The sequence below is a fragment of the Thermomicrobiales bacterium genome (genome assembly GCA_023954495.1).
In the GTDB taxonomy this organism is placed as follows: domain Bacteria; phylum Chloroflexota; class Chloroflexia; order Thermomicrobiales; family CFX8; genus JAMLIA01.
In genome coordinates this window covers 1-22,687 of the sequence record JAMLIA010000050.1, presented here as the reverse complement: position 1 = coordinate 22,687, position 22,687 = coordinate 1, and the positions used below count along the sequence as shown (strand labels likewise).

Below are 22,687 nucleotides of genomic sequence, written 5' to 3'. Positions count from 1 at the left end.
CTCAGGTGGCCGATGCCGGAGCGGTTTTCGGTCGAGATCATGTCCGCAAGCGGGTTGCGGTAGAGCACGCCGACATTGTCGTACGGGCAGGCGCGGATGCAGTCCAGACAGAACGTGCAGTCCATGTTGCCGACCTTGCGCTGCTGGAATAGCCAGAGTTCGCAACCGGCCTGCGTCAGCCGCCCGGAGTCGGGGTCGAACTGCCCGGCGATGCAGTCCTTTGTCGTGCATTCCAGGCAGGTCGTCGGGTTGCGCACGGCAACCTCGACCGGCGACGCCATTGAGTTGACGAAGTTGAACTGGCCAATCGGGCAGACGTGCTTGCAGAACGCCGCACCCTTGAAGAAGCCATCGATGACGAACGCGGAGGCGAAGTAGGCTGCGACCACCCAGGCCGTCAGCCACGGACTGGACCACAGATCGAACGCCTCGTAGACCCAGAAGAACGTCAGCAGCAGCGCGACCGCCAGCCACTTGCCGGGCAGCCAGCGTGGCCAGGCGCGATCGCCTGGGAGCAGCTTCTTGGCCAGCCTGCGCGGCAGCATGAACGGGCAGGCCATGCAGAACAGGTTGCCAAACAGCAGGATCGCCAGCACGACCAGCCCACGCCAGTGCACCCACGGCAGGACACCGGCCAGGTTCTTTGGTGCGAGTGACGGTCCGATGAAGCCATCCAGCATGACCAGACCGGCCAGGATCAGCAATGGGACCTGCATCGCGGTCCGCCCGTGCTTCCAGCGCCAGAGTCGGCCGAGCAACGGCGCACGCATGAGGTCGCGGCGTGGGTACGGTCGCTGGCCGTGCTTGTAGAGCCGGACCGGCGAGGAGGTCATCCCTCGACGCCTTCGACGTCGAACGCAGCTTCGTAGCTTGTGCCGTCTGACAGCGTGCCGCGCACGGTCATGATCCAGTCGCCGGCCATGCTGAACTGGAAGTCGGACGTGACATAGGTGCCGGGCTCGGTTTCGGTGAGGTCGCTGGTCTCCGGCATCATGCCGGCGTGGCTCATGTTGCCTTCGAGCTCCAGGCTGGCCCCGGTGAGCGGCTGGCTGTCGTCATCGAAGGGTTCGAAGGTGACGACGGCGGGACCGACTTTCGGTGGCGACGGGTCGACCTGCCACGCCATCGCGTGGGCATCCGTTGACGCAGTATCTCCCCGGCTGCATCCAACCAGGAGCAGCGGGATAACGAGCAGCATGACGACGAGCAACGGCGCAGTACGCCGAACCTGAAACGACATAATGCACGTCCCTTTATTGAGCTTGTGACGGGCTTCACAACCAGTCAGGCTCAAGCATACGACACGTACGAGGTTTGGGGTCCCGGTCGGGAGAGGGGAAGCTTACCCGCCGATGCGGGACATCTCGACCTTCTTGAGATTGATCGTGTTCTCCGACCGCAGTTCGGAGTAGCGGTCGGCGCGATTTCCCCAGACGCGTCCGACCAGCGCCGAAATCTCCTCGTCGGTTGAACCGTCGCGGAGCTTGGCGCGGAAGTCGTGGGCGCGGGTCCCAAACAGACAGGTGTACAGTTGTCCGTCGGCGGACAGGCGGGCGCGGGTGCAATTGCCGCAGAACGGCATCGTAACCGATGCAATGATGCCGAACTCGCCCTGGCCGTCGGCGTAGCGCCAGCGATTGGCGACTTCGCCGGTGTAGTTCGGTGCAATCGGCTCAATCGGCCACTGCTCGTTGATGCGGTCCAGAATCTCCTCGGCCGAAACGACATCCTCCATGCGCCAGCCGTTGGTGCTGCCGACATCCATGAACTCGATGAAGCGCAGGATGATGCCGGTGCCACGGAAATGGTCCGCCATCTCCAGAATGCTGTGGTCGTTGTAGCCGCGCTTGACCACCATGTCGATCTTCACCGGCGTCAGGTCGGCAGTGACGGCGTTGTCAATCGCCTGCAGCACCTTCGCGACCGGGAAATTGACGTCGTTCATCGACTTGAAGACTTTGTCGTCGAGCGAATCGAGCGAGATCGTAATGCGCTGCAGCCCGGCAGCTTTGAGCGCCCGTGCCTTTTTCGGCGACAGCAGCGAGCCGTTCGTCGTGACGGCGATGTCGTGGATGCCCTCGACCTCGACCAGTTTGCCGACAAGCTCTTCGATGTTTCGACGCACCAGCGGCTCACCGCCGGTGAGGCGGATCTTCTCGACACCGTGCGACGCGAAGATGCGCGCCAGCCGCGTGATCTCGTCAAATGTCAGAATGTCGGTATGCGGCAGGAACGGGTAATTCGCGCCAAAGATCTCCTTCGGCATGCAGTAGACGCAACGGAAGTTGCATCGATCCGTAACTGAGATCCGCAGGTCGCGCAGGGGTCGGTTGAGAAGGTCGGTGGTTGCCATTGTTGCCGTTCCGATTTTAGATACTTCCAAGTTGAGTATATCGCGTTTGACCATTGTATGGCATCGTCGTGCCGGTGAACTCGTGACGTTCGGCCGCGCGTGGCATTCTGTCTTCGTGGATATAAGTGTCGAATAGCACAGGGATGTGGGGCAAGAGCACTATGCGGATCGTCGTGACTGGTGGCGCGGGGTTCATTGGCTCGCACGTGGTGGATGCCTTTGTCGGGCTGGGCCACGAGGTCCTCGTCATTGACGATCTGTCAGCCGGACGGCGCGAGCAGGTGAATCCGCAAGCCCACCTCGCCGAGGTCGATATCGCGTCGCCGGAGATCGGCGATCTGCTGCGCGACTTTCGCCCTGAGGTCATCAACCATCACGCTGCCCAGACGAGCGTCCGCAATTCGGTGAGCGATCCACTCAACGACTGTCGCCGCAACATCGTCGGCTCGATCAATCTGCTGGAAGCCGCCTGGCAGGCTGGAGTCGGCAAGATCATCTACATCTCCAGCGGCGGCGCGATCTATGGCGAGCCGGAGACGCTGCCCTGCCCGGAAGACAACCCGATCGCAGCCGATTCGCCCTACGGCATCTCCAAACACACGGTCGAGCACTACCTCGGCCTGTACGCGACCTTGCACAACCTGCGCTACACCACGCTGCGCTACGGCAACGTCTACGGTCCGCGGCAGGACCCATACGGCGAGGCCGGCGTCGTCGCCATCTTTGCCGCCCAGATGCTGGCCGACGAGCAAGCAGTTATCAACGGCAGCGGCGAGCAGGAGCGTGACTACGTCTACATCGCCGACGCCGTGCGCGCGAACGTCGCCGCGCTGGATGGCGGCGATGGCGCGGCACTGAACATCGCCTCCGGCGTCGGTACCTCGGTCAACGAGATCTTCGACCTGCTCAAGGCCGCCACCGGCTACCAGCGCGAAGCCGTCCACGGCCCGGCCAAGCCAGGTGAGACGTTCCGCATCTACCTCGACAACCGCCGCGCGCTGGATGTCCTGGGCTGGGCACCTGAGGTGTCGCTGCAGGAGGGCATCGCGCAGACAGTTGCGTCGTTGCGGTAACTAGTTGGGCGATTTGTCTGCGTCGGTGTGATGCAAGCCGGGCGTATTGCATACGCCTGTTTGAATTCCCTACACCTTCAGGACAACATCCAGCATGCCAAATACCCCAGCCAACGGCTGCTGCCACAGCGACTCGCAATGCATCCGCTCTGGCGCAAATCCGCAGGCGTGGCTATTTTAGGAGCGTTCAAGAAGGAGCGTTGCCCGTGTCACGCAGCCCTTACTGCTGGGCACCATCTTGCTGTCGTGAACATGAAACTGAAAGCGGGCGCATCCCATGATCCCGACTCCGAGTCGTCTTCCGAATCCGGCTCCGGTTCCAGCAGGGACCAGCGTAGAAGGACACCGTTCGGAAAGATAAAGGAGACGACCACAATGTCAGAGAGTCTGACCGAGCTGTTCAGATATAACGTCTGGGCAACTGAGAGTGTTTTTGATGCCTGCGAAAGCCTGAGCGACGCGCAACTGGATGCAACGGCAGTCGGCACGTTCGGCACGATCCGTGACACGCTCGTACATATCGTCGGAGCACAGGAGCGCTTTGCTGCGGCGCTGATCGAGGCCGAGCAGCCCGCCGTGTCGCGCGAACGCCGAGCCCCGACCGACCTGGCTGACCTGCGGGCGGCGGCGCGGACGAGCGGCGAGCAGCTCGTTGAGGTGGCGCGCACCACCACCGAAGGCGCGACGGTGCAGATCAACGATCGCGGCACGGAGTACACGATGCCGGTCTGGGTGCTGCTGCTGCAGGCCCTCGTCCACGGGCTTGAACATCGAACGCAGATCGCGGCGATCCTCACTCAGTTGGGCATCGACCCGCCCGGCATGGACGGCTGGACCTACCACGAGACCAGCTTCGACGCCGACTGGAGTCAGCTCTGGAGCTCGTAGGCTGCTGTGCTGTTGGTGAAAGGGAAGGGTCGACCGCGAGGTCGGCCCTTTCTCCTGTCTGATCGTGTTATTGCTGATTGGGCGTCACTCGCGCCATCGGCAGGCGGACGCGAAATGTTGTCCCCTGCCCCGGCGTGCTCTCGACGGCGACGCTGCCGCCCTGTGCCTCTGTCAGGTCCTTGACGATTGACAGGCCCAACCCGCTGCCATCATGTGAGCGATGCCTCTGTTCGACCTGATAGAAGCGCTCGAAGACATGGCCAAGCTCTTCACTGGTCATGCCAATACCGGTGTCGCTGACGCGTACCTCGACTGTCTCTCCGATCGCCTCGGCGTCGATGACGACCAGCCCACCCTCCGGCGTGTGCCGCAATGCGTTGTAGAGCAGGTTGCCGAGGATCTGGCGCAGCCGCGTGGCGTCGGCCAGCGCCGGCGGCAAGCCGACCTTGACCACCGATTGCACGCTGACACGCTGCTGCGACCAGGCGACCGGCTGGATGGCACTGGCCATCTGCGCCGCCAGCGCCGCTATATCGACGGCTTCCGGCGACATCGGCAGCGACGTCTCCTCCAGCCTTGCCAGCGTGAAGAGATCGTCGATCAGGCGGCTGAGCGTTGTTGTTTCGCTATGCACGACTTCGAGCGCGCGTCGCGTCTCCGGATCGACCTGTCCGGATTCGTCCTGCAGCATCTGCTCGACGCGGCCCTGGATGATGGCGATCGGCGTACGCAGGTCGTGCGAGACATTGGCGACGAACGCCTTGCGCTCGCGGTCGGCGCGGTCCAGGTGGGCCAGCATGTCGTTGAAGCGCTGCCCGAGCTGGGCGATTTCATCCTGCCCGGTCACAGCGACCTGCGTGGCGCGATCCCCGGCGACCATCGCCGTCGCGGTTTTTGTCAGTGCCTCGATGCGTTTCGACACGCGCCGGGCGCGCCAGATGCCGACCGGAACCGCCACGATGAGCGTTGGAATCAGGATCAGCGCGAACAGGACGGCGTTGGCTATCGCCAGCGTTGCGAACAGGCCGGGTTGCTGGATGATGTTGCGGATGGTCGGTGTTGTGGAGAATGTGCTCCGCATTGCCACGACACCAACAAGTCGCTGCCCATCGAGGATCGGGTAGGCGGCGACGGTGATGCTGTCGATCGAGTCGATGACGTACAGCTCGCCGTAGTCGCTGGGGCTGCCGTTCAGTTCGATGATGCGGGCAACGAGGCGTTCGGCCAGCTCTGAGATCGGTGATGTGCCCGAGACGGGTGAGTTAACGACCCAGGAAGGGTCGGACGTCGCAACGACCGTTCCGCTCGGATCCGTGATGAGTGCGCTTTCAACTCTGGTGGTGATGCCAATTGAGGTCGGGGATTCGCGACTATTGATCACGCCGTCAACAATGCTCTGGAGTCGCTGCTTGTCGCCGACGGATAACGCCGCTTCGCCGAGCGCAAGGCGCTCTGTCAGCGGGTCGTTGCGTAGCGACACTGCAACCGACTGGGCGACATCGACGGACGCGAAATCGGTGTAGTTGTCCCGCAGGAAGAGAGTGAGGCCGACGAACACAGTGATGGCCGCTAATGTCTCGATGACGATCGCCGTCAACATAACGACGAGGACATGCGATGTGATGAGCTGAATGCTGATGTTGCGGCGATACAGCCGGAACGGCCAGCCGAGCAAGCGGAACGGCGCAAGCAGCGCTGTCATTGGGCCGCGCGGACCGGGCCGGTCATTGCGTGCCGACCGTCGGATCGTACTTGTAGCCGACGCCCCAGAGCGTCACGACGCGATCGGCCGCCGACCCGAGCTTGCGTCGCAAGCGCAGGATGTGGGTATCGACTGTGCGGTCGAAGCCGGCGAAGTCGTCACCCCAAAGCCGGTCGAGCAGATAATCGCGGCTGAACGCGCGACCGGGGTTCGAGGCCAGCAGGTAGAGCAGATCGAACTCGCGGGCGGTCAAGCCGACTGTGACATCATCGATGCGCACCTCGCGGCTCGTTGGGTCGATCCAGAGGCCCGAGTCATCAATCACGAGCTGGTTGCTGTCGTCGACGTGCGAGTGAGCGCGCATCATCTCGACGCGGCGCAGCATTGCGCTGACCCGTGCCTGCAGCTCGCGGACGGAGAATGGCTTGGTGAGGTAATCGTCGGCACCGAGCTCCAGCCCGAGCACACGATCCAGCTCGGTCGACTTGGCGGTCAGCATCAGGATCGGTGTGATGTGTTGCTGACGAAATCGGCGCGTGATCTCCAGCCCATTGATGCCCGGGAGCATCAGGTCGAGGACGATGAGATCTGGTGCCGGACGGCTCGGATCGAGCAGCCGATCCAGCGCGGCGTTGCCATCGTGGAGTGCCTCGACGTCGTGGCCCTCCTCGCGCAACGCGCTGCTGACAATCGCCGCGATCTCCCGTTCGTCCTCAACAACAACGATCTGTGCCATGGTCCCCCGGAGGTGGTCTGCGTCAGTCTCGACGACGCTCGCCTCCGGAGTATAGCTAGTGGAGCTGAGCAGCACGGCTGTTGTACTCCCGCGCGAGTGCGCGTTCCTCTTCGATGAGCAGCTCCGGCGCGGCGGCTCCGAGCAGGAGCCAGCGGCCAACCTCGCTGAAGGTGCGCAGGGCGCGACCGGCTGCGCTGCGTTGCGCGCCGATTCCCGGTCGTCCAACTGGTGCCGCATTGCCTGCAACATTGCCAGCGGGTCCGGTCAGCATCATCGTCTGATTCGTCATGTCCTGCCTCCACGTCATTGTGGTGCTCTGCCGGTCAAACAGCGCCCGGCGTCCATTCGCTTACATACCTATCGTAGGGGGCGAATGCGGCGGCGATATGGCGGACCTGTGACAAAACGGTGACATGGAAGACGATTCAGCTGCTGACACTTCCCGACGACTTCTTCGAACCCATTGCTTGCGGCGACCGACACGAGGCCGTCCTGTCGACCATCGCATACTATGAGTGAATCCATGACCGCTATCTGCGCTTCGTGCATGCCACGTCGGAGCGTGCTTGCGAGCCGCTTCGCCCTGACGAGAAGTACGAGAGGCTTGTTGATACCCACCGCTCAGATGCCATGATCTGGGATGAGCCACCGGTGTCGCTGGCACCCTTGCGGTACCGATTCCAGGGCGTCGTCGTTCACGTGCGGGACGGAGTGGGTGCCGTAATTTGCCCGGTGGTGGAGGTTGGCTCACGGGACGTTGTCGAGCGCCTGCGTCGCGCATTCGACCCGGCTCCGGACCGAGCCTGGACAGGGAGGTCCGATGACAAACATCAGCGAAGACCGCATCGTCGAGGAGTTCTGCACCGTCTCGGTCGCGCTCGGCTCGACCGCCGGCGCGGCCTACGTCGGCAATCAACCGAAGGTTCATGACCTGATTCGCATCCTCCAGAACGCGGTACTGACCGCGCTGGCCAATATCGGGGTGGATGAGAGCGGCGTTGCCGAGGTTCAGGAAGCCTTCCGTCTCGGCTATCAGAAAGGCATGGAGAAGCAGATGATGAGCGAGGTGCAATCGGATGACGCCCGCGCCTGATTCGACCGGGGTGGCGCGGGTCGCGGCGGTGTTGTCATGAAGCAAAGGGGAACCGGCGGTCGTGGGGGGACCGCCGGTTCAATGGGGGTGGGGTGTGGGGGATAAGGGGAATCTGTTACATCAGCCTCCGGAAGAGACGTCTCGGCGGCGGAACATCCAGAAGCAGGCAGCAATCATGGCGGCGGTATAGACCGTGAGCAACGCAGCCGCGCGCCAGGGATCGGGCAGACCGTCGCTGGTAAAGGTGCGCTCGCCGATGTAGTTCTGCTAGGTTGCTGGATCGCGTTCATGTTCGGCGAGAGCAGCAGGTCGGCGAGCGTCTCGCCAACGTTGCCCATCAGGCCGAGCAGGCCAACGGCGATGCCCTCGAAGACCATGTAGCCGATGCCGACTGCGATACCGGCTGCCAGCGAACGGCTGAAGACGGTCACGGTGAACGCCAGCACCGCTGAAACGAACAGAATGAAGATCGTGCGGACAAACATCAGCAGCAGATCGATGGCAGTGCCGCCGTTCAGCCAGCTCATGTCGAGCGTGTGGCCGCCGAAAATGGCGATTCCCACCGACGTGATGGTGAAGGCGAGGAACCCGACGATCGTCAATCCGATCGTCACCAGACCAACGGTCACCAGCTTGGATGCGATGAGCCGGGCGCGTGGCACACCGGAGCCGACCAACACACGGATCGTTCCCCAGCTGTACTCCGAACCGATGATCGCGGCGGCGATCACCACCAGCAGAATGCCACCGACTCCGCCGATGATGCTGAATCCATCCTGGAAGACGCCCGGGAAGAGAAAGCTTCGGACGTCGTCCTCAAGGGATACGCCCGGCGGACGATTAGAGACGCGAGTGGCGATGTAGCCAATCGTCATCAGGCCGGAGAGCAGCGCAGCCATGATGCCGAAGATGACGAAGGTCATCGGGCGATAGCGCAGCTTGCGTAGCTCCATCCGGACGAGACTCTGGAAGCGCGGCTGTCCGGCGGGGATCTCCGTCGGTGGAACTGAGGTCGAGACGGTCATATTCGTTGCTGTCATGCCTGCGCCTCCTGCTCCACGTTGTTCGTCAGGTCGAGGAACGCTTCTTCGAGCGAGTGCTGGATCGTATGCAATTCCTCGACGCCGATGCCGGCCGTCACGAGCGCGGCATTGATCTCGGCGGGGCGCAACGCTGCGGCACTGATCATCAGTTCATCGCCGTCGATCTCGATCTCAGCGGCCTCCAGCAGCCCACGAACGATGCCCTCCGCGCGTTCTGGCGCGTCGACGCGGACGAGGAGGCGTGGCTCGCTGTTGACCATCTCGTCCACCCAGCCTTCGGCGATCAGCTTGCCGCGCTGAATGATCGTGACACGGTCGCAAACCTGCTCGATTTCATTGAGCAGGTGGCTGGAGATGAAGATCGTCTTGCCCTCGCTGGCCAATTGCAGGATGAGGTGGCGGACCTCGGCCATGCCAGCCGGATCGAGGCCGTTCGTCGGCTCGTCCAGCACCAGCAGCTCCGGGTTGTGCAGCAGCGTCCAGCCGATGCCGAGCCGCTGCTTCATGCCGAGTGAATACTCTGAGTACTTGCGATTGGCCGCGCCGGTCAGTCCGACGATCTCGATAACCTCATCAATGCGCGCGTCGGTGACACCGGGACGTAGATCGGCCAGCGCCCGCAGATTGCGGCGGCCTGACAGATACGGGTAGAACGCTGGTGACTCGATGATCGCGCCGACGCGCGGCAGTGTCTCCGCTCGCTCGTCCGGCCCCTTGCCGAACAGCCCGATCGATCCCGAGCTGGGAGCAACCAGTCCGAGCAACATGCCGATCGTCGTGCTCTTGCCCGAGCCATTTGGTCCCAGGAAGCCATAGATCTCGCCGCGTCGAACCTCGAAGCTCACGTCATCGACTGCCGTGACGGTACCGTAGCGCTTGGTCAGATGGTCGGCGCGGATGATCGGCTCGGCTGATCGTTCGCGTTGTCGTTTCTTGCGCCGGACTGGCCGGCCGTTCATGCGTGGTGTGGTGGATTGCGCACTCACCCCGTACACCCCCTCAATGGTTCATTCGTCGTCGGCTCCGTTGCCGACATCTCCAATCTTGCGAGACAACAATGGCTTGCGTGTTACGCGCTTGTGACATTTCTGTGAACTGTTCGGCTTTTTGACAGTCGGCCAGTATCAGGTCTGGCCATCTGGACAGGCACAGCGATGAGCACGCTGGGTATTGTTAGCCGCCTGTGACGACGGCGTCGCGGGAGTTGCTCATCGAACGGAGCTGCCTATGCCAGGCATGACGAAATTGACCGGTCGGATTAACGAGCAGAACGCACGCTGGTATGCGTTGGTCGCGTCCTGCTTTGCATTGTTCATGGCGATCCTCGACAACCTGGTCGTCAATGTCGCGCTGCCGACGATCTCCAAGGATCTGGAAGCGACGACGACGCAGCTCCAGTGGATCGTGTCTGCCTACATCCTCGTGTTCGCATCGCTGCAGATTACTGCTGGTGGACTCGGCGACCGGCTGGGCCGGAAGCGCTTCTTCATGGCGGGCATCGCGCTGTTCACCGCAACGTCGGTGCTGGCAGCGTTCTCGCAAAACGTCGAGATGCTGATTCTGGCGCGTGCGTTGCAGGGACTCGGCGCGGCGTTCATTCTGCCGCTTTCGCTGTCGATCATCTCCGAGGCGTTCCCGCCGGAAGAGCGCGGCAAGGCGCTCGGCATCTGGTCGGCGATCTCCGTCTCCGGTCTGGCGCTTGGCCCGGTCGTTGGCGGTCTGCTCGTGCAGTACGCGAGCTGGCACTGGATCTTCCTGGTCAACATCCCGATCGGCATCGTGGCCTTTGCCGTGAGTTCGGCGGTCATCCGCGAGACGCGCGATACCTCCGGCACCGTCGCGACCGACATCCCCGGCACCATCCTGGTCACCGGCGCGATTGCGTCCCTGACCTGGGCGCTGATCGAGGCCGGCAACCGTGGCTGGGGTGATTCGCTGATCGTCGGCGCGCTGGCCCTGGCAGCAGTGCTGTTCGTCTCGTTCGTGCTCGTCGAGCTGCGCACCGAGCGCCCGATGGTACCGATGCGCTTCTTCCGCTCGTCGACCTTCACCGGCGCGAATATCGTTGCCTTCGCCGTTTCGTTCCTGATCGCCGGCATCGCCTTCTTCGGCACGCTCTACCTGCAGAATGTCCACGGCTTCTCGCCGGTGCGATCCGGTCTGGCGCTGCTGCCGATGGTCGCGGTGATGATGGTGGCCTCGCCGATCTCCGGCATGATGGTGGGCCGCATCGGCGCGTCGAAGCTGCTCGCGGCCGGCATGGTCGTCGCTGGCATCGGCACGCTGCTGTTCATGCGCGCTAACGTGCACGGCACCTATATGGACATCCTGCCGTCGTACCTGGTCATGGGCCTCGGCATGTCGCTCATCTTCGCCCCGATGACGACCGCAGTGCTCAACAGCGTCGAGGCGGGCAAGAGCGGCGTCGCGTCAGCAGTCAACGGCGCGATCCGCGAGATCGGCAATGCGTTCGGTGTGGCGCTGCTCGGCACGATCATGAATCGTGCCTACCAGAACTACTTCACCAGCGACGCTCAGGTGCGGGCGCTGCGTGACAACCCGGATGCCGGGCCGCTCAAGCCGGTCCTCGACATCCTCGGTGCCGGGATGAGCTACGGCGGTCGAGTGATCCAGGATCAGACGCTCTTCCCGGGCGTTCCGGCCGATGTCAGCTCGATGCTGCGCGAGGTGTCCAGCAACGCCTTCATGGTCGGCATGGACCGCGCGATCGTCGTCTCGGTGGCGGTCATCCTGGTCGCCGCAGTCGTCGCCTGGAAGCTAATCAGCGACGAAGTGGTCGCGGCGCATCCAGTCAGCGAGCACGCGGCATTCCCGGTCGATGTCGAAGCCGTGCCGATCCCGGAAAGCGGCGACTGACCTCGCCACCAACCAATGCGAGATATGACGAGGCGAGCCAGCACGGCTCGCCTCGCTCTCTATCTTGACGAACCGCCCTCACACAGGCACCCTCACTGCGAGTGAGGCCGGGTAGGGGAGTCTGGCGAGCGAGCAGGGAGAATTGCCGGTGCGGATCAGCACGACGGTCGACGAAGTGCGCGAGGCGCGACGAGCGTTGCCCGATCCGCTCGGGCTGGTGCCGACGATGGGCGCGCTGCACGATGGCCATCTCGCGCTCGTCCGTCGAGCGCGCGCCGAGAACGCAGCCGTCGCCGTCTCGATCTTCGTCAATCCGACGCAGTTCACTTCGACGGACGATTTCGGCAACTATCCGCGAGACACGGAACGCGACATAACGGTGCTCGCCAGCGAGGGCGTCGATCTGGTGGTCCTGCCGACGGTCGAGCAGATCTATCCGGCAGGGCATTCCACGATCGTCGATGTCGGACCGATCGCGCGCACCTTCGAAGGCGCAGCGCGGCCCGGACATTTCACCGGCGTCGCGACGGTCGTGACGATGCTGCTCAACATCGTCCAGCCGCAGACCGCGTACTTCGGCCAGAAGGACGCCCAGCAGCTAGCGGTCGTGCGTCGTCTGGTCGCTGATCTGGCGCTGCCGGTCAAGATCGTGCCGGTGCCGACCGTGCGTGACACCGACGGCGTTGCGCTGAGCAGCCGCAACGTGCTGCTGTCGCCGTCCGCGCGCTCGGCAGCCGCCGCCATCCCGCAGGCGCTGGCTGACGTGCGCGCCGCCTGGGACGCCAGCGAGCGCGACGCTGCACAGCTCCGCGAGGCGCTGCGCCAGCGCCTGCGCGCTGAGCCCCAGATCACCATCGACTACGCCACGCTGGTCGCCCCGGCGTCGTTCACCGAATGCGATGGCATCATCCACGGCGATGCCCTCGTGATCGTCGCCGTCATTGCCGACGGCATTCGCCTGATCGACAATTTGCATCTGGTAGATATGATCGAGTAGACATAACCGATTGGCATCAACGTCCGTATTCACGATGGACCGAAGTACGCGACAATGCGGAAGATAGATCGCTGGCAGCGATCGCGAGATCTGAAAGGGGATGTGGAATGAGCAATGAGACAACGGATGTCGTCATCATCGGTGGCGGTGTCAATGGCAGCTCGACCGCGTATCACCTGGCGCGGGCGGGCACGTCGGTAATCGTCGTCGATCGCTGGGAGCCGGCCACCGAGCCATCCGCCTCGTGGGCTAGCGCCGGCGGGGTCCGTCGCCAGGGCCGCCATCACGCCGAGGCTGCGCTGGCGACCGAAGCGATCGACCGCTGGCGCACGCTGGAAGAAGAGCTCGGCGCAGACGTCCGCTACCGCCGCGAGGGCAACCTCCGCGTCGCCGAGACGGACGCAGAGGCCGAGAGCACTCGCGCATTCGTCGAGACCCAGCACGCCAACGGCTTCACCGACGTGCGCTTCGTCGATGCCAAAGAAGCGCGCGAGATCGCGCCGGCCGCCAACGACCGCGTGATCGGCGGCAGTTACTCGCCCGAGGATGGCCACGCCGACCCGGCGGCCACGACCCGCGCATTCGCCGCCGCCGCCCAGCGCCACGGCGCGAAGTACCTCACCAACACAACCGCTATCGAGCTGATCGTCGAGAACAACCGCGTCCTCGGCGTGCGGACATCCGCCGGCGACATCCTCGCCGACGCGACCGTTGTCGCCGCCGGTGCCTGGAGCGACGCGCTGCTCGCACCGCTCGGCATCGTCCTGCCGGTCCGCATGCACGCGCTGCAGATGGTGCTATCGACGCCGACGACGCCCGGACTGGTCAAGCCGGTCATGGGCGGCCCCAGCTACCGGCTGTCGCTCAAGCAGTTGCCATCCGGCGAGTTCCTGCTCGGCGGTGGCTGGCCCGGCCAGCCCTCAGCCGATCGCCTCAGCTACGAGCGGATTGATGAGAGTGTCGCCGGCAACTGGTCGCACGGCGCGCGCCTGATCCCGCTGCTGAACGAGCTTGACATAGCCCGCAGCTGGTGCGGACTTGAAGCCATCAGCATCGACGAGATCCCGTACGTCGGTCGCTATTCCGCCGTCGACGGGCTCTCCATCGCCGCCGGCTTCTCCGGCCACGGCTTCGCCATCGCGCCCGCCGTCGGCCGCGCCGTGGCCGACCAGATCCTCGGCAAAGACGTCCCAGAGCTCAGCGGGCTCACGCCAGACCGCCTCGACACCATGGACGCCGCCACCGTCCAGACCTACATCACCGCCGATCCCGTCCGCTTCCACCTCGCCGGCTAGCGCGGTCTATTAGCTCGTGACGCCCGAGCGTGCCTTGTCACCATGAAGCGTCGTTAAATGTGTACAAACGATATGTGGGGGTTAAGTTGAGGATTTTGGTTTACGTACGAACGGGTATCTGCAAGCGTACTTTCTGCAGTCAGGAACTGAAGATGTTCTCCCAGAAAACAGCGTATCTCAGACACAATAGTCCAGTACTACCAAACCAACAAATGCATCTGTCAGATCGACTAGGACATCAATCGCCCTCATGCAAGTCACGGAACTTGAAGATGTCAGCAAGGAGGCTTGGTCTGATGTGCGATGCGCTTGTCGTACTCTCTGCAGCGGTTTAACAACGAGCTAGTCAGTCTGATCTCCCACTATTCGAGCATACGGCGTTCAGTAAAGTGGTTCGCCATCACTCATCCTCCAAAATGATCGGATTTACCCAAGTGCGTGTTGATTGCAGCGTTCAGGTAAGCATTTATGTCTAGTATAAGATTTCGGTATGATGCAGGTATCTCGATGGTGATCTGCAACACGTCGTACGTATGGTTGTGCCTCGCCATAGACCTGCGGAAACATGAATAAAACAGCGCTGGCTTCTGTATCGACGGATTGTCCCGGATGATCTCTGTTAACTCAATCAAAGATCGCCGGAACACTAGGCCGTTTGACCTCCTCGTAGACGGAATCAGCGTGGCGGTACACCATTTGTCAACCTTGTCTTGGTAGTGTTTCTTCATAGACCAACCATGCATCCTTTATGTGTATACAGAGTACCAAATCTGTCTGTCGTAAGTGAAGAATGCCGTATGCCTAGGATTTGGCAGTCCCATCAGCGTGTCCAGTACGCTCTCATATGACTCGCCGGTGAAACCAGGCTCAGCCAGGCGCTCAGGACGATTAGCTACCCAGTACCGAAGTAACGCAATCAATTGGTCGATATCGTAACGGCCTTCAATTCTGGGACGGACGCCAGAGGCACCCTGGTGCAACGAACGAGAGTTCGTACGTTCATATCAGGTGGCATCAGAATGCAGTAGACTTTCTTTTGTAGCGAATGAATCTCTAAAGGCAGAAAGCTGGCCTACAGATCAACCGCCTACTCCAGAATGGCGATAGAAATGGCCGTCGGCACTCATGTCCCATGATTCCACTATCTATTTCCCACTCGATCCAATGCGAGTTCTCTCATCACTGGTGCCGCACTCGAAAAGGTTCGACAGCGAATCAAGATTGCGTCGCTTCTCCACGACGAGTCTATCTTCAAGCGGGTGAATGGATTGGACAAGGCCGGGCCAAACGGGTCAGTTGAATTCTGGCATTCGCCTAATGCGAGGAGTAGACCGTTGAAGTAAGCAGACTCGAAATTGCCCGGCGCTGCCGGGCAGTGGGTTTTACTGCCATGGCTCGAACGATGCGCCCCCGGATCGGCCAATACGCCGGATCTTGGAGTCAGACACATCACGATCCTGGCGAGCAACCCTTGAGCCGCTAAAGGAGGAGCAGGTGAGGGGACGATCATAGTTCAATTTGGAACTGTTCCACCAAACCAGAAATAAAGCAAATCGCCGGGAGCGTAATCCAGTTGATGAGCGCGACCCGCAATTGAGAAACTATGGCCCGACCTATTTGTTCGATCTTTGGTGTCAAAGTGCGAATCATGACGCGTTACTCTGCAAGCATCAGGGCTCAAGCCTGGCATGGGCTCTCGTCATAGTCGCGTTGCTATGTTGATATCGAACGTGAGCAAGCGGATTCCGGAATCTGCGGCCCCAGCGCTCTGCGGATTTTGTCCCTGACGTTGCCGAGTTAGGTTGGGATGACATTCAGGAGTTGAGACAGCACCGGGACATTTATTCTCGTAGCGTCATAGTGAGTTGAGCATGCTGCTCTGACATTACTCAGGCGGTGGCGCGTTCGAGTTCAACGTTCACCGTGAATATGAAACCCGGCTGCTAGAAGCCAACCGTCGAATGGAAATCAGCTTTCGCGGGATACTGGTGAGGCTCGCAATTGGTGCGGTGGCAGGTCTTGCCGGAGTGATACCTGGTTGATCCGTGAGCGGCGGGATCGAATCGTGCATTCGAAATTATCTCAGACACCATGGGTCAACGTCGTCAATTCGATCAGAGGACGGAGTTGCAACGGACAATAGTTAACGATTGAAGAACCATGCCGATTCTGGATTATGGCCGTTGAAATCCTTGATCCACCCCTATCGCCAATATCGGTAATGGTCAGGCGATCCCGCTTTCGAGCAAGGCGGGCTGTCGTTGCTCACACGAACAGCTCTACCTGTGGACCACATGCTCCCAACCTGACCGCATCACACCCCCATTGCACTCCCCGCCCTATCTCCGCTAGCCTGCACGGATTCAACGCACTCGCTTACTCGTCGCTGTGGGCGGGTGGATACGTGTTGTGGGTCAGGAGTTGGAGTGAGATGGTGACGGATTCTTCGGTGTCGGCAGTCGAGCGCATGAATGAGGCGCTCGCTTATGTCGATCAGTGGCTCGACTATCGCGTCTGGAAGCTGCGCACGCCCGGAGCGCAGGTGGCGATCTGGTACGACGGCAAGCTGCAGTTCAGCAAGGCGTACGGAAAGTCGAACCTCGATACCGGCGAGGATCTGACGACCTCGCACCTCTTCCGCATCGCCTCGCATTCCAAGACGTTCACCGCGACGGCGGTCATGCAGCTCGTCGAGGCCGGCAAGCTGCGCCTGGACGATCACGGCCGGGCAGTGGATTCCTGAGCTGAAGGAGGCCGGGTCGTCGCTGGCCGATGTGACGGTGCGCGAGCTCGTCTCGCAGAACGGCGGCGTCATCCGCGATGGCGTCGATGCGACCTACTGGCAGCACAGTCGACCATTCCCGGACGAGAAGGAGCTGCTCGAGCTCTCGATCCGCGAGGGCGTCGTCCGCCAGCCGGAGTCGACGTTCAAGTACACGAACATCGGCTTCTCGCTGCTGGGGATGATCGTCGGCAAGGCGGCTGGTAGCACGTACAACGACTACACGAAGTCGGCGATTGTCAAGCTGGGGCTCACGAACGCGGCGGAGCTGGACGAGGCGCGGATCGACGACTACGCCGGTGGCCACAGCGCGGTCTGAACAGCTGGACCGAGCGGCAGACGATCCCGCACGTCGATACGCACGCGATGGCGGCGGCGACCGGCTTCTACTCGACCGCCGAGGACATGGTGCAGTTCGCGTCGGCGCACTTCTTCGGTGACCGCCTGATCAGCGATCGCTCAAAGAACGAGATGCAGCGGCCAGTGGATGGCCGAAGGCGCCCGGCGCCCGCGATGGCTACGGCTACGGCACGACGGTCCACTACTACAACGGGCACTGCATGGTCGGTCACTCGGGCGGCTATCCCGGCCACATCACCCGCACGATGTGGGACCCGAACGAGGGCCTGGCGATCTCGGTGCTGACCAACTCGGTCGACGGTCCGGCCGAAGAGCTGGCTGCCGGCATCCTCAAGATCCTCGACAACGCCCGCAGCGTGCCGTCGAAGGCACCGCTCAGCTCTGGCCTGACCAACAGCGCCGCGCTGCAGCCGCCGGCCGACGCCGATCCGTCGATCGACCTCGTATCACCGGCGCTTCGCCACGCTGTGGGGCGCGTGACCGTCATCTACCTGCTGGGCGGCAAACTCTACGCCGGCAGCCCAGTCGGCCAAATCGCCGCACACGATGGCCGCCGAGCTACCGCGGTCGTCGATGCCAACACGCTCAAGATCATGGGCGGCTCGCCGTACGGCTCGCAGGGCGAGCACTACCGCTACGAGCGCGACGCCGACGGCACCATCCTCAGCGTCTACACCGGCGGCATGCGCGCCTGGCCAATCGAAACCTACCGCAACCGCGATCGCGTGATCTAAGCGCCAACGTAACGACTCCCCCTCCTCTGGTGGGAGAGGGGTGAAACCCTTCTGGGCACCGGTGAGGGCCGCTCACCCACCCTTCTTCGGTGTCGCTCCTTCCGGCAGCGGCGTGACGTACTTGCGCCCGCCGGTCGCCTCGACGAACTCCTTCTTGGCCGCTTCGAGCGCTTCCTTGTTGACCATCAGCTCCAGGCCGGTCAGCGCCATCGACTTGGCGGCGAAGTCCATGCCCTTGAAGCCGATCTCCGCGCCGGACGACGCCGTGATCTGCCAGCTGTGGCCCGGCGAACCGAGCGGGTGGCAGCAGGCCCACATGTTCGCGGTTGGTGTGATCTGGCTGACGTCAGCGACCTCGGTCGAGCCGTGCCCGATGCGGAACTCTTCTGACGGGCGGATGACGTTCTCGCACAGCACATCGCCGATGTCGTCGGCAGTCGTGCCGGCGATCGAGCTTTGCAACGTCTGCTCACGGCTCATCTCGATGATCTCCGCCGGAATCGACGCCTGCAGCTGGCGGGCGAACTCCATGTCGTCGTGGCTGAACTCGATCCCGCCGATGTCCTCCATCTTGTCCAGCATGATGTTGCTGACGACGGCGTTCGGCAGCATCTCGTAGCAGCCGGTCAGGAACTCAACGTCGTAGGTGGTGCCGGTCATCAACGCTGCGCCCTTGGCGCAATCCAGCATGCGCTGGTAGATCGACTCGACCTGGTCGCGTTTCGGTGCGCGGACGAAGTACCAGATCGTCGCCGTCGGCGGGACGACGTTCGGCGCCTCGCCGCCATCCTTGATGACGCTGTGAATACGCGCATCCTGGATGATGTGCTCGCGCAGGTAGTTGACGCCGATGTCCATCAGCATAGCGCCGTCGAGTGCGCTGCGGCCCATGTGCGGGACGGCCGCCGCGTGGGACGCTTGCCCGTGGAAGTGCACCTTGAACGAATTCATCGCCAGGCTGGAGCTGTTGATCGGCACGGTGTTGGCGTAGCCAGGGTGCCAGGTGATCGAGGCGTCCAGATCGTCGAAGACACCGTCGCGGGCCATGTAGGTCTTGCCGGTCAGCGTCTCTTCGGCCGGGCAGCCGTAGTAGCGCACCGTGCCGCTGATGCCCTGCTCTTTCATTGCCTCCTGCATAGCCAGCGCCGCGCCGAGCGCGCCGACACCGTAGAGGTTGTGGCCGCAGCCGTGACCCGGACCGCCGGGGACGAGCTCGTTGCGCTCCGGCGTGGAATCCTGCGAGAGGCTCGGCAGCGCGTCGTACTCGCCGAGGATGCCGATGATCGGCGTGCCCTCGCCCCAGCTGGCGACGAAGGCGGTCTCCATCTGCCCCGCGCCGAACTCGACCGCGAAGCCGGCTTTCTCCAGCTCGTCGGCGATCGTCTTCGAGGCGAACTTCTCGTCCAGCCCGATCTCGGGGTTCTCCCAGATCGCGCGCGCCATGCTCGAGAACTTCTTGTAGTTCTCATTCAGGTAACCGATGGCGGTTTCTTCGCCGGCCATGATCGTGCCTCCCCTGCTGCCCACGAGCGCCGCTCCCGAGCAGACTGCCACGTTGTTCTGTGAGGACGCATCCTAGCAGGAACTCGGCGATTGTGGGAGTTTGCTTGTCTGACGCTCGGCCTCTGTGTTGCTGATGTAAGGTAGACGCAGGAGACGCCTCGCAACGATTGGAGCGTGTGATGCGCAACGTCTGGATCATCGCGCCGGACCAGCAGCGCGTCGAAATTGCCACCGAATCAGGCGACGAAGACGCCGAACTGCGCCCGACCATTGACTACATCATTGATTACAGCGACCCGAACGAACCGCCGCCCGATGTGCCGGAGGCACAGGACGACGGTGAGCCGGAGGATGAACTGATGATTGATCCGTCGGGGAGAGCCGAGTGATAATGGAACTCATTCCGCGTTGAGGTATCCCTTGACATGATGTTCGCATTGTGCGAACATCACCAGGCTGTCGTGGAGCGATCATTGCACGTCATCACGCGCAGACGTCTTCGTGAGTTCGCCGCAGTGCACGCAGATGCGACGACTGCACTCAACACATGGTTTCGCGTTGTCAACAAGGCGGAATGGCGGACGTTCGCAGAACTCCGAATGACGTATCGGTCAGCCGATATGGTTGGTCAGTACACGGTCTTCAACGTGAAAGATGACATTCGCATCATTGCGGTGGTTGATTTCCAATGGAGCAAGGTCTTTATCAAGCATGTCTTGACACATGCTGAGTATGACCGTGGTCGCTGGAAGTGATGGAGAGTCTGGAGAAGGCTATGTCAACATCGTACATTGAAATCATCGCCTCCCTCCCGCCACGAGCCATTCGTTCAGATGACGAACTCGATGAAGTCGTCGCGACCATGGATAGCTTGCTTGAGCGCGGCGATCTGAGTGCTGATGAGCAGGATTATCTCAACACGTTGAGCATCCTCGTTGAGGCGTATGAAGACGAGCGGTTCCCGTTGCCAGATGTCTCCGGTGTTGATGTGCTGCGGCACCTGATGGAAGCAAACGAGTTGCGACAGACAGATCTTCTCGACATCTTTCCAACGCGGTCGGTCATCTCGGAGGTCCTCAGCGGATCGCGACAGATGACGCTTGGCCACATGCGTGGACTGAGCCAGCGTTTTGGTTTGCCAATCGACGTGTTCGCTTCGTGATTGATCTGGCGCGTCTCCCACATCGCGTTACGTCAACAAGTCACGATGACACCATGAACTCCCACCCCGGCTGCCAGGCGAAAGGCGCATCAACGAGGTCTTCCAGCGGGACACCGTCCAGCAGATGCTGAAGCGCCCAGCGATTGGCCGAGTGCGCAACGACGAGGATTGTCTGGCCGTCGTGCCCGGGCACGATGTCGCTGAGGAACGCGCGGGTCGCGTCGACGACATCACGGTAGCTCTGCCCGCCGGGGAACGGCGTGTCGATGTGGCTGCGACGAAGCGCGGCGAGCTCTGCAACCGCGATCCCATTGAGTTCCCCGTAGTTGCATTCACGGAGCCGCGTGTCCTGGCGATGAGGATGTCGTGCTCGGCGAACGCGATCTGGGCTGTCTCAACGGCACGATGCAAGTCGGAGACGTACTGGCAGATTGTCGCTTTGTCGTCGCTCACCAAGTCGGGCCGCCTCCAGGCGACCTCTCGCGGATAGCTCGCCCGGCAACCAGCCTGTCGCGATGCCTTCTTCATTATCGATCGTGATCGAGTGTGTCTCGTAGATGAGCCGGACTGCCATGGCGGACTCCTGTTGCTTCGCGCGACTGATCGCCGGTCAGGAGTGCTGAGGGCCGACGAATTGTGTTGAGATTTATATAGCACTCACTTTGGAGGGGACCTATGCGTTTGGCATTGGTAAGCGACATACACGGCAACCTCGTCGCGTTGGACGCAGTGCTTGATGATGTCAAGCGTCGAGACGTTGACGAGATCGTGTGTCTCGGTGACCTCGCGGCAGATGGCCCTCGACCACATGAGGTCATTAAGCGTATCCGTCGCGTTGCGTCTACTGTCATCATGGGAAACGCAGATGCGATGCTGATTGAGCCAATTGATCCGGATCTGACTGTATCTTCAACTCGACCAAGCGCTCATTGGACAATTCCAATCAATCGCTGGTGCCAGGAACAATTGAGTATGGATGACCGTGAGTACCTCGCGTCCCTTCCAAAGACTCATTCGAGAGCGCTCGCGGAGGATCTGACTCTCCTCGCCTATCATGGTTCACCGCGGTCCTGGTCTGACAATATTCTGGCTGCTACTCCGCAGTCGCAATTGGATGAGTGGTTTGTGGGATCTGACGCGACGATTAACGTCGGTGGTCACACTCACGAGCCTCTGCTGCGTCGGAGTGGTGATCGAGTGATCGTGAATCCTGGGAGCGTGGGCGCGGCGTTCGATCGACGCTTCCTGCCCGATTCATTTCGGATATTCCCCTGGGCAGAATACGCAGTCCTGAATGTCAGCGCGACACTCTTGTCTGTTGAGTTTCACAGGGTGCCAATCAACCTCGGCGCACTCGAAGAGGACGCGCGTTCGTGCGATATGCCGTGTGTCGACAGTTGGCTATCCATCTGGCAGATATAAACTCTCGTCCAAATCGATGAAAGGTGTCTAGTGCTGGGGACCTACCCAATAGATGCAGACAGGGTCGCGACGATCGTCGCGACCCTGTCTGCAGAGCCGATATGCAGCTCGGTTCGGTGGAGCGAGATTAGTCGGCCTGGACGTCCTGGGCCATCTCGAAGCCGGCGCAGCTGCTGATCGGCGTGACGCGCAGATCGAGGGCGGCGTGCTTCGGGTGACCGCAGGCCGAGACGAACGTCTCCGGGGCCTCATGCTTGGTGCGGATCTGGATGATCTGGACGTCGTTCGGCTTGTTCTCGCCGAAGTGGGTGCAAAGTCCGCACTGGCCAGTATGAATCTGCTGCATCTGTATCCTCCTGCTTGAATGGCACGTAAGTCCAAACTCAACTACCAGGAGTATACATGATGTTGAGAATGAATACTAGGTACTAATAAGTCTTAATACCGAGTACATCGCTCGGATTTCTCGGATAGGACGATCGGGCGGCCTGTCATTGGTGTTCGGATGTGTGCGCTGATGTCCGAGAAGTAATCCCGATTTATGCACTCGGGATTCATTGGGAAGTTGCGTTATGTTGAATTGTTGATGGTCGCCTGTTCGTGTTTTTCAGGTGAGTGAGTCGCCGCCGATGCCTGTGTGAAAGAGAAATCGCCGGCCGCAATCCCG

Annotated in this window: 20 protein-coding genes and 2 pseudogenes; 12 read left to right on the top strand and 10 right to left on the bottom strand. The window is 61.7% G+C overall.

The features are described from left to right. The 3 genes from M9890_10340 to moaA form a co-directional block, all read right to left on the bottom strand. Positions 1-833: FesM (locus M9890_10340; protein MCO5177353.1), on the bottom strand; the 833-nt coding region annotated here is incomplete at its 3' end. Then, entirely contained in the window at positions 830-1,240 is a 411-nt protein-coding gene (locus M9890_10335; GenBank protein ID MCO5177352.1) for a FixH family protein, read from the bottom strand. The genes M9890_10335 and M9890_10340, both read right to left, overlap by 4 nt. Positions 1,241-1,342: 102 nt before the next feature. Beyond that, complete coding sequence (moaA, locus tag M9890_10330) at positions 1,343-2,353, bottom strand: GTP 3',8-cyclase MoaA (GenBank protein ID MCO5177351.1); 1,011 nt, start codon at positions 2,351-2,353, stop codon at positions 1,343-1,345. Positions 2,354-2,478: 125 nt separating this feature from the next. Between moaA and M9890_10325 the strand changes: the two genes are divergently transcribed. Then, positions 2,479-3,426, top strand: coding sequence for an NAD-dependent epimerase/dehydratase family protein (locus M9890_10325; GenBank protein ID MCO5177350.1), 948 nt, complete (start codon positions 2,479-2,481; stop codon positions 3,424-3,426). A 375-nt stretch (positions 3,427-3,801) separates the two neighbouring features. Next, a complete protein-coding gene (locus tag M9890_10320; GenBank protein MCO5177349.1) occupies positions 3,802-4,314 on the top strand; it encodes a DinB family protein in 513 nt (170 codons plus the stop codon). 67 nt (positions 4,315-4,381) lie between these two features. On the opposite strand, the gene M9890_10315 is transcribed toward M9890_10320, so the two are convergent. Genes M9890_10315 through M9890_10305 form a run of 3 tightly spaced genes read right to left on the bottom strand, consistent with a single transcriptional unit; the run spans position 4,382 to position 7,041 of the window. Then, complete coding sequence (locus tag M9890_10315; GenBank protein MCO5177348.1) at positions 4,382-6,016, bottom strand: HAMP domain-containing histidine kinase; 1,635 nt, start codon at positions 6,014-6,016, stop codon at positions 4,382-4,384. Between the two features lie 22 nt (positions 6,017-6,038). Further along, positions 6,039-6,752: a response regulator transcription factor gene (locus tag M9890_10310; GenBank protein MCO5177347.1), complete on the bottom strand. Its 714-nt coding sequence runs from the start codon at positions 6,750-6,752 to the stop codon at positions 6,039-6,041. A 55-nt stretch (positions 6,753-6,807) separates the two neighbouring features. Next, complete coding sequence (locus M9890_10305) at positions 6,808-7,041, bottom strand: hypothetical protein (GenBank protein MCO5177346.1); 234 nt, start codon at positions 7,039-7,041, stop codon at positions 6,808-6,810. 531 nt (positions 7,042-7,572) lie between these two features. Between M9890_10305 and M9890_10300 the strand changes: the two genes are divergently transcribed. Next, complete coding sequence (locus M9890_10300) at positions 7,573-7,845, top strand: hypothetical protein (protein ID MCO5177345.1); 273 nt, start codon at positions 7,573-7,575, stop codon at positions 7,843-7,845. Positions 7,846-8,018: 173 nt separating this feature from the next. Here the strand turns inward: M9890_10300 and M9890_10295 are convergent, their stop codons facing one another. Continuing rightward, positions 8,019-8,885, bottom strand: coding sequence for an ABC transporter permease (locus M9890_10295; protein MCO5177344.1), 867 nt, complete (start codon positions 8,883-8,885; stop codon positions 8,019-8,021). Further along, positions 8,882-9,874 carry an ABC transporter ATP-binding protein gene (locus tag M9890_10290; protein MCO5177343.1) on the bottom strand — a complete coding sequence of 331 codons (993 nt, stop codon included), beginning with the start codon at positions 9,872-9,874 and terminating at the stop codon, positions 8,882-8,884. Before M9890_10290 ends, M9890_10295 begins: the two co-directional genes overlap by 4 nt. A 241-nt stretch (positions 9,875-10,115) precedes the next feature. On the opposite strand from M9890_10290, the gene M9890_10285 reads away from it, so the two are divergent. From M9890_10285 to M9890_10265, 5 genes and pseudogenes are all read left to right on the top strand, one after another. Beyond that, positions 10,116-11,765: an MFS transporter gene (locus tag M9890_10285; protein ID MCO5177342.1), complete on the top strand. Its 1,650-nt coding sequence runs from the start codon at positions 10,116-10,118 to the stop codon at positions 11,763-11,765. A 148-nt stretch (positions 11,766-11,913) separates the two neighbouring features. After that, on the top strand, positions 11,914-12,762 hold the full coding sequence (panC, locus tag M9890_10280) for a pantoate--beta-alanine ligase (protein MCO5177341.1): 849 nt from the start codon (positions 11,914-11,916) through the stop codon (positions 12,760-12,762). Between the two features lie 107 nt (positions 12,763-12,869). Further along, positions 12,870-14,057 (top strand): FAD-binding oxidoreductase, encoded by a 1,188-nt coding sequence (locus M9890_10275; GenBank protein MCO5177340.1) that lies wholly within the window; start codon positions 12,870-12,872, stop codon positions 14,055-14,057. Positions 14,058-16,524: 2,467 nt separating this feature from the next. Further along, positions 16,525-17,158 (top strand): annotated as a pseudogene (locus M9890_10270) (beta-lactamase family protein). A gap of 205 nt (positions 17,159-17,363) precedes the next feature. Then, positions 17,364-17,933: pseudogene (locus M9890_10265) on the top strand (hypothetical protein). Between the two features lie 72 nt (positions 17,934-18,005). Here the strand turns inward: M9890_10265 and M9890_10260 are convergent. Beyond that, positions 18,006-19,436: an amidohydrolase gene (locus tag M9890_10260; GenBank protein ID MCO5177339.1), complete on the bottom strand. Its 1,431-nt coding sequence runs from the start codon at positions 19,434-19,436 to the stop codon at positions 18,006-18,008. Between the two features lie 179 nt (positions 19,437-19,615). On the opposite strand from M9890_10260, the gene M9890_10255 reads away from it, so the two are divergent. From M9890_10255 to M9890_10240, 4 genes are all read left to right on the top strand, one after another. Then, on the top strand, positions 19,616-19,825 hold the full coding sequence (locus tag M9890_10255; protein ID MCO5177338.1) for a hypothetical protein: 210 nt from the start codon (positions 19,616-19,618) through the stop codon (positions 19,823-19,825). A gap of 84 nt (positions 19,826-19,909) precedes the next feature. Beyond that, positions 19,910-20,191: a type II toxin-antitoxin system HigB family toxin gene (locus M9890_10250; GenBank protein ID MCO5177337.1), complete on the top strand. Its 282-nt coding sequence runs from the start codon at positions 19,910-19,912 to the stop codon at positions 20,189-20,191. A 20-nt stretch (positions 20,192-20,211) separates the two neighbouring features. Further along, a complete protein-coding gene (locus tag M9890_10245; protein MCO5177336.1) occupies positions 20,212-20,598 on the top strand; it encodes a hypothetical protein in 387 nt (128 codons plus the stop codon). A 124-nt stretch (positions 20,599-20,722) separates the two neighbouring features. Next, positions 20,723-21,088: a hypothetical protein gene (locus tag M9890_10240; GenBank protein ID MCO5177335.1), complete on the top strand. Its 366-nt coding sequence runs from the start codon at positions 20,723-20,725 to the stop codon at positions 21,086-21,088. A gap of 1,059 nt (positions 21,089-22,147) precedes the next feature. Here the strand turns inward: M9890_10240 and M9890_10235 are convergent. Further along, positions 22,148-22,366 carry a hypothetical protein gene (locus tag M9890_10235; GenBank protein ID MCO5177334.1) on the bottom strand — a complete coding sequence of 73 codons (219 nt, stop codon included), beginning with the start codon at positions 22,364-22,366 and terminating at the stop codon, positions 22,148-22,150. Between the last annotated feature and the right edge of the window lie 321 nt (positions 22,367-22,687).

Excerpts from the sequence above, each read along its gene's own strand:
- M9890_10315 (MCO5177348.1), bottom strand. The coding sequence starts at position 6,016 with ATGACAGCGCTGCTTGCGCCGTTCCGCTTGCTCGGCTGGCCGTTCCGG.
- M9890_10310 (MCO5177347.1), bottom strand. The coding sequence starts at position 6,752 with ATGGCACAGATCGTTGTTGTTGAGGACGAACGGGAGATCGCGGCGATT.
- M9890_10305 (MCO5177346.1), bottom strand. The coding sequence starts at position 7,041 with ATGACGAATCAGACGATGATGCTGACCGGACCCGCTGGCAATGTTGCA.
- M9890_10245 (MCO5177336.1), top strand. The coding sequence starts at position 20,212 with ATGTCAACATCGTACATTGAAATCATCGCCTCCCTCCCGCCACGAGCC.
- M9890_10260 (MCO5177339.1), bottom strand. The coding sequence starts at position 19,436 with ATGGCCGGCGAAGAAACCGCCATCGGTTACCTGAATGAGAACTACAAG.
- moaA (MCO5177351.1), bottom strand. The coding sequence starts at position 2,353 with ATGGCAACCACCGACCTTCTCAACCGACCCCTGCGCGACCTGCGGATC.
- M9890_10300 (MCO5177345.1), top strand. The coding sequence starts at position 7,573 with ATGACAAACATCAGCGAAGACCGCATCGTCGAGGAGTTCTGCACCGTC.
- M9890_10295 (MCO5177344.1), bottom strand. The coding sequence starts at position 8,885 with ATGACAGCAACGAATATGACCGTCTCGACCTCAGTTCCACCGACGGAG.
- M9890_10335 (MCO5177352.1), bottom strand. The coding sequence starts at position 1,240 with ATGTCGTTTCAGGTTCGGCGTACTGCGCCGTTGCTCGTCGTCATGCTG.
- M9890_10285 (MCO5177342.1), top strand. The coding sequence starts at position 10,116 with ATGCCAGGCATGACGAAATTGACCGGTCGGATTAACGAGCAGAACGCA.
- M9890_10320 (MCO5177349.1), top strand. The coding sequence starts at position 3,802 with ATGTCAGAGAGTCTGACCGAGCTGTTCAGATATAACGTCTGGGCAACT.
- M9890_10235 (MCO5177334.1), bottom strand. The coding sequence starts at position 22,366 with ATGCAGCAGATTCATACTGGCCAGTGCGGACTTTGCACCCACTTCGGC.
- M9890_10255 (MCO5177338.1), top strand. The coding sequence starts at position 19,616 with ATGCGCAACGTCTGGATCATCGCGCCGGACCAGCAGCGCGTCGAAATT.
- M9890_10240 (MCO5177335.1), top strand. The coding sequence starts at position 20,723 with ATGCTGAAGCGCCCAGCGATTGGCCGAGTGCGCAACGACGAGGATTGT.
- M9890_10275 (MCO5177340.1), top strand. The coding sequence starts at position 12,870 with ATGAGCAATGAGACAACGGATGTCGTCATCATCGGTGGCGGTGTCAAT.